Raw genomic sequence first — 10,900 nt, 5'->3', positions numbered from 1 at the left:
CGCGCCAGCTCGCGCCGCGCCGCCTCGCCCTTGGGCGTCAGCACATAGCCGCCGCCCCGCCGCGCCAGTTCGCCACTCTCAAGCATCCCGGCCAGCGACGAGGGGTCGTCGCCGGCCAGCCGCACCGTCTCCTCGTCCCAGCAGGGGAATTCGGGAGAAAACAAAAGGATCGAAGATTCCATGATCGTTCCTCCTTCTTTGGAGAAATAAATTTTCCATGACGATTTTACAAAACGGGCGCCCTTTTTCGCAAAAAGGCGCCCGTTTTTTCACGCTTGAATTGAAGAAAGTTACAGACGCCCGTTCCGCTCGTCGGCGTTGAGGGCCTTCCAAAAGCCCCAGCAGGAGAAGAACATGATAAAGGCAAACGGAGGCGCCGTGCACAGCGAGATAGTCTGAATGTTGATCAGGCCGCCGGTGGTCAGAAGCACCACGGCCAGAGCGCCCATGAGGATGCCCCAGATGGCCATCCTGCTCTTGGACGGATCGCTGGTACCGTGCTGACAATACGCCGCCAAAACGAACGTGGCGGAATTGGCCGAAGTGACGAAGAACGTCGTGATCAGCACGATCATGCCGTAGGACATGGCCGTGCCGAGAGGATAGTGCTTGTACAGCTCGAAGGCGCCGACGGAAACGTCCTTGATGACTTCCGCCGCGATCTTGACGTGCTGAACCAGCTCCAGATGCAGCGCCGAAGTGCCGAAGATGGCGAACCAGACCGCGCTGCCGAGCGCGGGAACGATCAGCACGCCGGCGATGAACTCGCTGATGGTGCGGCCGCGGGAAATGCGGGCCACGAAAGCGCCGACGAAAGGCGCCCAGGCGATCCACCAGGCCCAGTAGTACAGCGTCCAGTTGGCAAGGTGCTTCTGGTACCCGGCGCCGTAGGGATCCATCATGAAACTCTCCTCGACCAGGCCGCTGAGGAAGTCGCCGATACCGGTCATGAAAGATTCGACAATGGGCAGCGAAGGGCCGACGATGAACATCAGGGCCATAAGGATGAAGCACACGCGGATGTTGAAGTCGGCCACCTTGGAAATGCCCTTTTTGATGCCGAGCACGGCCGAACCGGTGTAAAACACGGCAAGAATCACGATGATGACGACCTGAACGAACGTGGTCTTGGGCAGTCCGAAGACGGTGTTGGCCCCCGAATTCAGCTGCAGCGTGCCAAGGCCGAGAGACGTGGTGATGCCGCCCAGCGTGGCGAACGTGGCGAGAATATCGACGATTTTGCCGAACGTCCCCTTGACGGCCTTCTCTCCGACCAGCGGGATGAAGATCGAACTGATCAGACCGGGCGCGTTGTAGCGGAACTGATAGTAGGCCAGCGGCATGGCGATAACGGCGTAACCTGCCCAGGGGTGCAGCCCCCAGTGGAAGAAGGAGATCTGCAGCGCGTCGCGGGCGGCCTGAACGGACTCGGGCGCTGCGCCAAAGGGCGGATTGGTGAAATAAATCAGCGGCTCGGCGGCGCCGTAAAAAACCAGCCCCACCCCCATGCCGGCCGAGAACAGCATGGCGAACCAAGCAAGATTGCTGTACTCGGGGCGGTCCTCCGCCTTGCCCAGGCGGACTTTGCCGAAACGGCCGGCAGCGATGAAGAGGCAGAAGATGACGAAAACGTTCATGAAGAACATATACCCGGCGCCGAAATAAGTCGTCAGGCCGTTGAACAACGACTTGGCGAAGGTGCCGAAAGAATCGGGCGACAGCAGCCCCCAGAGGACCGCCGCAAACGTGATCAATATCGAAACGTAATAAACCGTGTTGCTCTTGGTATCGACGCAGCCTGACCAGTCGAGCCGGCCGTGGTCGAGAGGATTCCGCGAAACTTTGTCCGACATTCAAGTGACTCCTTTCACAACGGGAAGGAACGTTTAAAACAAGGGGCTGAAATTCGCGTTTCAAAAACGTCCTTTCAGCCCCTCGAACTTACTTGCCGCGTCTCTTGTCGAGAGGATTCCGCTCCGCCGTTCCGTCAGATCAGAACTTGGAAGGGAACACCGTCGGCTCGGCGATGTCCGTCGCCAGAGCGTTCAGAGCCGCCTCGACGCGGCTGGTGCGCAGCTGCCATTCGGCCTCGGCGCTCAGTTCGGGATCGCCCAGAGGATAGGGAACGGACACCGTCTGGACCATGCGGTTGGCGCCGACGGTCTTGGCCACGTCGATCAGATTGCACATCACGACCACGGGAATGCCGGTTTTCTCGATTTCTTTGCCCATCGTTGACCCGCAACGAGTGCACGTGCCTCAGGTGGCGGTGAGCACGACGGCGTCGACCTTGGCGGCGTGAAGCTCGGCGGCGATCTCCTTGCCGAATTTGGCGGCGAAAGCCTGGGTCGTGCCGGTGCCGACGGTCACATAGTAATAATCGTAAAGCTTGCCGATCTTGCCCTGCTTCTCGAAGTAGCGCATGGCGTCCACAGGCACACCGCGGTCGGGAATGTGGCACATGGCGGCGGGGTCGAAGCCGGCGTGGATCGTCTTGAACACGCCCTCGGGCAAATTGTCGAGCTTGGAGATGTCGTACTTGCCCCACTTCTGGGCGGAAGCGCTCTGGATGCGGTCGGGGTTGTCCACGGGCACGACGCCGGAGGAGGAGACAAGAGCGATCGTGGCGTGGGCCAGATCCTTGAGCGCGGGCGCGGGCGGGATCTTCTCCATCTTGGGAATGATCAGCTCGGTCTGGAACGGCTCGCCCTTGAGCTTCCTGAGCAGCATGTCGATGACGCGGTCGGCGGCGATGCGTCCGTCGGGCTGAGGGATCTCGGCGCGGATGCCGCGGGGGAAGTAGCCTTCCTGAGCGGCGGGCAGCAGTTCCTCGCCCTTGGCGATCTTCTTGGCGAATTTGGCCATGGCGGTCACGTCGTCCTTCATGAAGGTCGCCTTGCGCCCGCCCTTGAAGATGTAGCACACGGATTTGTACTCTTCGACGCCGGGGTTCTCCTCGTTCATGGAGGTGATCACGGGCACGTGATAGCGCTCGGCCACCGCTTTGCACATGATGCCGCAGCCGACGCCGTAGCGCCCGGCCATGAAGGCGGGGCCGGCGAAGAAAATGTCGAACTTCTTCGTGTCGAGCCAGGCGAAGATCTCTTTCAGGGCCTCGTCGGTGTGGTTGGTGATGTAGTTGTCGCCGCAGACGATGGTGTTGGTGACTTCGATGTCGGGCTTCACCATCTGGTTCAGCATCATCGAGCAGCCGACGAGATCGTCGTGGAAAATGGGCTTGGCGTCGGCCGCGTCTTCGCCGCCGACCTGCCCGAAGAATTGGTTGATGTAATGAATCGCTTTCAGCATTTTATTTTTGCCTCCCCGATTTAAAAATCAGCGCAGGTTCTCTTGGAGTAGCCGCTGATGTGGTTGGCGCAGAACATGCCGTTGTTCTCCATCACGAAGGAGCCGTCGGGATGGATACAGCCTTCCCAGCCGCCGGAGTTCCCGTCGCGGGCCAGCGCTTCGAGCTCGCCGATGACTTCCATCTTCGGGAACTCGTACATCTGGGACACGTTGCCGGTGGAAACCAGCGCGTCGGTGACGGGATTCATGGAAACGAGGGGCTGAGACGCGCCGTCGCGGCCGGTGCACTCGTCCGACAGGCCGATGGTCTTGATGCCGAGGCGCTCGAGCTCGACCAGCATGGCCGTGTAATCGACGTCGGGGTTGCCGTACCCTTCCTCGACGACGACCGCGGCGTCGACGCCGAGAGACGTGCAGATCTGCCCGGCCATTTTCACGCAGCGGACCTTTTCGTCCATTTTCACGTTCAGCGTGGACATGACGACGCCGAGGAAGTTGATGGTCTTGCCGTGCTGTTCGTAGAGCTTCTTGATCATCGGATTGACGGCGAACTCGTAAGTCGAGATCTTCGACGACGTGGGCATGAAGGAGCCCGACACCAGGCAGCCGTCGAGCAGTTCGTTGGGATGCATGAAGGTGGGCAGGATGTGGTTGCCGTCCCAGCCGTAGATCAACGTGTTGTAGCCCATGGCTTCCATCTGGGTCTGGGGCTGGAGCAGGTAGACCACGCGGGGCAGCTTGTCCACTTCGGGGCCGCGCTCGTTCAGGGCGGGCAGGTCGTAAACCTCGACGTTCTCGGGTTCGAGCTCCTTCACGCACTGGCCGACGTACTCGGCGAGGCGCATGCCGGCCCAGCGCAGGGCGTGGTTCTTCTTCTGCTGCTCGTGGCGCTCGAACTCCTCGTCGGTATCGGCCACCAGCACGAGGTTGACCATGTCGCCGAAGATGGTGTGGTGCTGGTATTTGCCGCCCATGGCGATCAGGCCGTCCTGGAATCCGCCCCAGTGCTCGCCGACGACGAGCAGCGAGCAGTCCTGCAGACAATGCGTGCGGCCGGAACCGGCGATCTCCATCTCGGACAGCACGCCGGGGAAGATCCCGTGGCCGCCGGACACTTTGCAGCGCATTTCCACCGCTTCCTTGACGGGGCAGAGCACCACGTCGTCGCCGGGATGCACGATCTTCAGATCGGCCGTGGTGATGTGCTCGTCTTCCTTGACGACCTTGAGCAACTCTTCCTTGTTGACGGTGAGGATGCCCTTGCTGTAGCCCGTATGGTCGCCGAACTTGATGTCGGTCACATGAAAGGCTCCGATTTCAAGTCTCATAGCTGAAATCACTCCTTCTTCAAGATTCGCGGGAACCCAATCCCTCCGGGACAACCGGACGTTCCCGCCCCGGTCACTCTATTCCCCCCGTGTTGCTTTTCACGATTGAATTATAATGAAAAAGAATGAATGACTTCCATAATGAAAAGTGTGAAAATGCCTGTAGTAAAAATTATGACGTGTCGCTCGCGATAATTCGACGGCGTCGCTCAACGTGGTTTATCCCCCGTTCCCGGTCAAAATGTTCCACGTGGAACATGCACAAAGAGCCGCCTCGATCGATGCGAGGCGGCTCTTTGCCGTTGTTTCCCGACGAGATTTTCACGATGGTTCGGTGCCTGCCGCGCAGGCGGCGCCGTTGCCGATTTTCCTCTTCCGTTGTGCCGCGGGCGCCGGCCCGCTTTTTCTTCGCGGCTGGAGACGGCGTTCAACTGAGGTCGAGGTAGCCTTCGCGGATGGCGTAACGCGTTAGCTCGGCCATGCTGTTGCAGCCAAGCTTGTCGAGGATGTGGCGGCGGTGGGTGTCCACCGTGTTTTTGCTGATGCTGAGCTGTTCGGCGATCTGCTTGGCGTTGCAGCCTTTGACCAGCAGTTTCAATACGTCCAGTTCGCGCTCGGAGAGCGGGCAGTCCGAACCTTGTTCCTCGTTTTCGGTCAGGCGCAGATAATCCCCGATGAGCGTCGAAAGGATCGCCGGCGTCAAGTAATACTGCCCGTTCGCGACGGTTTGGATGGCCAGGCACAGTTCCTGCGACGAACACTCTTTCAGCACGTAGCCGCGGGCGCCGGCCTTCAGGCTCTCGACGATCAGGTTTTTGTCGCCGTGCATGGACAGCACCAGCACCTTCGTGCCGGGCGAGCCGGCGGCAATCTTCTGCGTCGCCTGGATGCCGTTCAGCCGCGGCATCGTCATGTCCATGAGCGCCACGTCGGGCTGCAGGCGCTCCGCCGCCGCGACGGCCTCCGCGCCGTCGCGGGCCAGTCCGGCCAGTTCGATGCCGTCCGCTTTGCCGAGCAGTTCCCGCAGTCCTTCAAGAAACATTTCGTGATCGTCGGCCAGAAGCACGCGAATACTCATTTGAACTCCCCTTCCTTCAGTTTCAACGGGCAGGACATGGCAACGGTCGCGCCTTTCCCAGGGATGGAAACGATTTTCAGAGTCCCGTCGATGGGCTCAAGGCGTTCCCTGATGCTGAAAAGCCCAAAGCTCTTCGTTTCCTTGCGCGCCTCGTTATGGTCGAGGTCGAAGTCCTCGGGGAATCCCCGGCCGTTGTCCTCCACCGCGACCATGATCTTCCCCGGGCCGCGGTTGACGATGATGGTGACACGCGTCGCGCCGGAATGTTTGATCACGTTGATCAGCAGCTCGCGTGCCATGCGGTAGAGGATCACGCAGACGGCGTCGTCCGCCCAGAAGTCGGCCATGGTCCCCTTCGCGCGCAGCTCCCACTTGATGCCGTGCGGCGTGAGCAGATTGTCGGCCAACGACTCCAGGGCGGGATTGATGCCCACTTCCTTGAGAATGGGCGGGCTGAGCTCGAAGATCAGCGAACGGCTTTCGCGGATCATCTTCTCCGTGTTGGCTTCCAGCGCCGCCATCTCCGCCTCCAGCGCCGGACGCACTTTTTCGCGCAGCTCGCGGATCTTGTGAAGCTGCGATACCAGATCGTAGCCGATGCGGTCGTGCAGGTCGGTGGCGATGGCGCGGCGCGTGCTCTCCTCGGTGAGCGTCAGCTGCGTGGCCAAATTGCGCAATTCGTTTTTTTTGCGGTCCAGCGCCTCGTCGGCATCCTTCAATTTCGTCTTGTCGAGGAAAATCACGGCCGCCATGCCCGGCGGCAACGGAAAAGCGATCGCCTCGAGAAAACTGCCGGCCTCTTTGCTGTTGCCCTCGCAGTGCACCGAATGTCCGAGACGCAGACAATCGACGATGATCTGGGACCAGCGCGGCTCGGAAATCGGCCACACGTCGAGAAAGCTGCGGCCGATCACGTCGCGGCGGCGAACCTTCATGACGCGCTCGTAAGACGGATTGACGTCGACGAAAAACACCCTGTCGGCCGTGATGCTGCGGCGCGATCCTTCCTCCACGCGGTACAGCGCGATCGGGTCGAACGTCCGCGCGAACAGCATCCGATACACGATCATGGCCTCCGCGGACGTGCCGGACTGAATCTTCTCGTTATGTTCGCGATAATTTATTTTAACTCATCTGCCTTATCCATGGAATCGTGAAAACCATTATCTTCATTTCGCCGCGATGCGTGAAGCGGCGCCGCGCCGTCAGCGTTCGAGCTTTTTGAAGCGCCCTCGGTAGAAGATCAGCAGCGCCAGCGTCACGAAGCAGGCGCACACGTCCGCCACGGGATAGCTCAAGAACACGCCGGCGACGCCGAAAAAGCGCGGCAGGACCAGCAGCGAGGGGATGAAGAAGATCACCTGCCGGCTCAGCGACAGAAACAGCGCCGGCCCGGCGAACCCCAGCGCCTGAAACGTCACCGTGCCGACAATCTGAAAGCCGATGATCGCGAACGTGGACTGAAGGATGCGCACGCCCCAGACGGTGAGGCGGATCACCTCGGCGTCGTCGGTGAACGCGCGCACGAAAACGTGCGGGAAACCGAGCAGGATGATCTCGCCCGTCACGGTGATGACCGTGGCCGAAAGCAGCGCGATCTCGATGGCCTTGCGGGCGCGCCCGTACAGCCCCGCGCCGTAGCAATAGCCCACGATCGGCTGCATGCCCTGGCCGATGCCGAAGATCGGCATCACGGCGATCGACGAGACCTTCATCATGATCGCGTAAGCGGCGATGTACAGCGCCGAACCGTAGCGCGAGATCTGATTCATCAGGATCGTGTTGGCCACCGTCAGCGCGCCTTGGCGCGCGAACTCGGAAACGCCGACGCCGAGGATCTCGGCGTCGATGACCCAGCGCAGCGGCATGCGGCTGAGGCGCAGGGCGATCAGGCTGCGGCGCCCCGTCAGATAGTAGCGCAAATTCCACAGCAGCGTTACCAGCTGGCCGATCACCGTCGCCCAGGCCGCTCCGGCCATGCCCATTTTGAAGCCGAAAATGAACAGCGGGTCGAGAAACACGTTCAACACCGCCGGCAGCACCATCGAGTACATGGCGTAACGCGTGTTGCCCTCGGAACGGATCGTGTTGTTGAAGAGCATGCCCACGATCACCAGCGGATTGCCGAGGAAAACGATGCCGAGATAGTGCCGCGCGTGATCCGCCACCCGCGCGTCGGCGCCCATCATGGCGATCAGCGGGTCGAGGCACGCGATTCCGGCGGCCAGCGTCGCGAAGCCCAGCGCGACCGACATCACGAAGCCGTTGCCCAGCGCCCGCTCGGCGTCGTCGTCAAGCCCCGCGCCCAGTTTGCGCGACGACAACGAAGCCGTGCCCATCGCCACCCACATGGACAGGGCCCCGACGAACAGCTGCAGCGGGAACGCCACCGACGTGGCGGCGATGCCCAGCGGGCCGACGCCCCAGCCGATGAAAATCGTGTCGACCACGTTGTAAGAGGCCATGACGAACATGCCGATCATGGCTGGCAAAGACATTTTCACGAGCAAAGGCAGCAGCGGTGCCTGCGCCAGCATTTCGCGACGATTTTCCATTGATTTCCTGCACCTTTCGCAAATGTATTGTTTCATGATAACACGATTGTTTTATAAACACTACACGATGCAGGCGGGAAGCCCCTTGTTCATTTTCCGCTCGGAAACGTCTCTTTCCTAAGCCTGTGCTATAATGAGTCCGGCATAAGAATGCCGGCACAAAATCACGAAGCGTACCATCATTGCCGTTGCGAAAACGACAGAGATAGAGGAGGTTAAATCCCGATGAAAAAGTTTTTCATAGGCATTGCGGTCCTGCTCGCGGCGGCCATCGTCGCCGTCTGCACGTTGGACGTCGGCACAGGCTGGATCGCTCAAAAAGGCGCCGAATACGTGGCCAACACCTATAATCTCGGCGTGTCCATCGGCGGCGCCAAAGGCAATCCCGTCAAAGGCTACACCTTCAACGACATCGAACTGACGCGCGACGGCACGTCGCTGATCAAGGCCGGCAAGATTTTCGTCGACCCGGCGCTGCTCAAGCTGCTCACCGGCAACGTGGCGCTCGACTGGGTGGAACTGGGCGGCATCAAGAGCACCATTCCCCACCTGCTCCAGCTGGCCGAAATCTTCACGGGCCGGAAAGTCACGCTGCCCAGCGCCGTCCCGCTGAACGACCTTCAGCTCAATTCAGTCGGCGGCACGCTGGACGGCAACGAGGCCGAAGCGGCCTTCGACATCGCCCTCAACGGCCTGCCCATGAAGGGCAGTTTCAAAGTCAGCATGGCACCGAGCCTGACGATCAGCAAGGGAGACATCCAAACTGCCGGCGGCACGATCAGCGTCAGCGGCGGCGTGACGCCTGAGTTGAATCTGAAGGCCGCCGTCAGTAAGGTGCAGGTCGGCGATCTGTCGGCTCTCGTTCCCCAGCTGAACAGCTTTCTCGTCAAAGGTCGGGTCACCGCCGACATGACCGTCACAGGCGCGTTGGACAATCCCGCCGCAGCAGGAACTGTCAGCTTCGACGACGGTTCCGCCATGGGCTTCCCCGTTTCGGCCAACGCCACGGTCGCGATGAAAGACATGAAAGTCAATCTCAAGCCCCTGGCCGTCAGCGCCATCGGCATTCCCACCAAAGGCGAGGTGTTCGCCGACCTCGGCGGCAAAACTCCTTCCATCAAGGTGAACATGAACACCGACGGCCCCGTCACCGCCGAGACCCTGCGCAAGAATCTGCCCTCGCTGCCCGCCGAACTGAACGGGCAGGTTGACGCCGTCAACGTCGCGGTCGAAGGACCGGTGAACGCCCTCAAGGGCAACGCCCAAGTCAGGGCCGACAAGCTTACGCTCGGCGGCGCCAGCGTCACCGCCACGCTTTTCAAGGCCGCGTTCGACAGCAAAGGGCTGGTCACTGTCTCCGGCGGCTCCAATATCGCCGGCAATCCCGCCACGCTCAAAGGAACGGTCAACGCCGGCGGCAAGGAAGTGGCGGCCGACGTAGCTTTCAGCGTCAAGGACTTCGACCTCGCCATGCTGCCCAAGATCGTGCCTTCGGCGCCGGCGAACATCAAGGGCAAAGTGAACGCCGCCTTCACCGTCAAGGGCAAGGGCAGCGCCATCACCGCCGGCGGCAAGATCGATTCGCAGCGCGTCTCGCTCAACGACATGAACATCGACAAGGTCAACGTGCCCGTCGCCTTCCAGGGCAGCACGGTAACGTTCAAGAACGCCTCGCTGGTCTTCATGGAGCTGCCCGTCACCAAGGTCAACGGATCCATCACCATGGGCAGCGACAATCTGGCTTTCAAGGAAATGTCCGCGATCGTAGCCAACGGCACGATCAAGATGGACTCAGTGCTCAAGTTCGGCAAAAATCTGAACGGCACCTACGATCTGAAACTGAACGGCATCGACCTCGGCAACGTGATGAACACGTTCGGCGCCGGCTCGCTGGGCGCTTCCGGCAAACTCAGCGGCGGCCTCAAAGGCAAGCTTTCCGACACGGACATCACCGGCGACGGTTCGCTTTCCATCCCCGTCTTCTCGCTTACGGGACTGAAGTTCGAGCAAATCAAATCTTCCGTCACGCTCTCCAAAATGGTGGCTTCGCTGCCCGATTTCTCCTCCAAATTCGCCGGCGGAACGATCGACGGCAATGCGAGCATGGACATCAACAAGATGACCTACGCGATCGGCGCCAACCTAAAGGGCAGCCAGCTCAAAACCATCATCGATCAGATGGCGCCCGCGCTCGGTGGCGGGCTGACCGGCACGCTGACCGGCGAGTACAAAGCTTCCGGCAAGCTCAGCCCCTTCACGCTCGAGGGCGAAGGCGCCGTTTCCTCGGCCGGCGGCAAGATGTACGGCTTCAAACAGTATCAATCCATCGTCAACGCCGTCGCCGCGCTGCACGGCAACAAGGGCGTCACCTACGCCGACGCCAGGATCCCCTTTTCCAACGATATCGGCAAGCTGACGCTCAAGGACGGCACCGTTATCAACGCCGAAAAGGGCGACGGCATCTACCAGTACATCAAGGCCAAGGGCACGTTTGCCTACGCCGGCAATCTGGACATCAACGTCGACGGCTCCATCAACGCCATGCTCGTGAACACGGCGGCATCGACCCTGAGCGGCGCGATGGCGGCCGGCGGCGCGGCGGCCCTGCTGACCGGCGGAGCCGGCGGCAT

At 60.9% G+C, this 10,900-nt stretch carries 7 protein-coding genes and 1 pseudogene; 1 reads left to right on the top strand and 7 read right to left on the bottom strand.

Annotation, left to right across the window (positions count from 1 at the left end):
* The 7 genes and pseudogenes from HMPREF7215_RS08260 to HMPREF7215_RS08225 form a co-directional block, all read right to left on the bottom strand.
* Positions 1 to 182 (bottom strand): annotated as a pseudogene (locus HMPREF7215_RS08260) (hypothetical protein); the annotation flags it as partial.
* A 108-nt stretch (positions 183 to 290) separates the two neighbouring features.
* The gene (locus tag HMPREF7215_RS08255; RefSeq protein ID WP_009165346.1) at positions 291 to 1,853 is read right to left on the bottom strand and encodes a BCCT family transporter; all 1,563 of its coding nucleotides are present in this window, start codon (positions 1,851 to 1,853) and stop codon (positions 291 to 293) included.
* A gap of 139 nt (positions 1,854 to 1,992) precedes the next feature.
* On the bottom strand, positions 1,993 to 3,309 hold the full coding sequence (locus HMPREF7215_RS08245; protein WP_083798302.1) for a glycine/betaine/sarcosine/D-proline family reductase selenoprotein B: 1,317 nt from the start codon (positions 3,307 to 3,309) through the stop codon (positions 1,993 to 1,995).
* 20 nt (positions 3,310 to 3,329) lie between these two features.
* A complete protein-coding gene (locus HMPREF7215_RS08240; RefSeq protein ID WP_040550977.1) occupies positions 3,330 to 4,637 on the bottom strand; it encodes a glycine/sarcosine/betaine reductase component B subunit in 1,308 nt (435 codons plus the stop codon).
* Positions 4,638 to 5,064: 427 nt separating this feature from the next.
* Positions 5,065 to 5,715 (bottom strand): response regulator, encoded by a 651-nt coding sequence (locus HMPREF7215_RS08235; RefSeq protein WP_009165342.1) that lies wholly within the window; start codon positions 5,713 to 5,715, stop codon positions 5,065 to 5,067.
* Complete coding sequence (locus HMPREF7215_RS08230) at positions 5,712 to 6,785, bottom strand: sensor histidine kinase (RefSeq protein WP_040550975.1); 1,074 nt, start codon at positions 6,783 to 6,785, stop codon at positions 5,712 to 5,714. The genes HMPREF7215_RS08235 and HMPREF7215_RS08230 overlap by 4 nt, the downstream gene beginning before the upstream one ends.
* 135 nt (positions 6,786 to 6,920) lie before the next feature.
* Positions 6,921 to 8,270, bottom strand: coding sequence for an MATE family efflux transporter (locus HMPREF7215_RS08225; protein WP_009165340.1), 1,350 nt, complete (start codon positions 8,268 to 8,270; stop codon positions 6,921 to 6,923).
* A 225-nt stretch (positions 8,271 to 8,495) separates the two neighbouring features.
* Here HMPREF7215_RS08225 and HMPREF7215_RS08220 point away from each other — a divergent pair.
* Positions 8,496 to 10,900 (top strand): translocation/assembly module TamB domain-containing protein (locus HMPREF7215_RS08220; protein ID WP_009165339.1); only part of this gene is annotated, 2,405 nt, incomplete at its 3' end.

It is taken from the genome of Pyramidobacter piscolens W5455 (genome assembly GCF_000177335.1).
GTDB classification, from domain to species: domain Bacteria; phylum Synergistota; class Synergistia; order Synergistales; family Dethiosulfovibrionaceae; genus Pyramidobacter; species Pyramidobacter piscolens.
The sequence above is the reverse complement of the archived record's forward strand: the minus strand, read 5'-3'. Positions and strand labels throughout refer to the sequence as shown.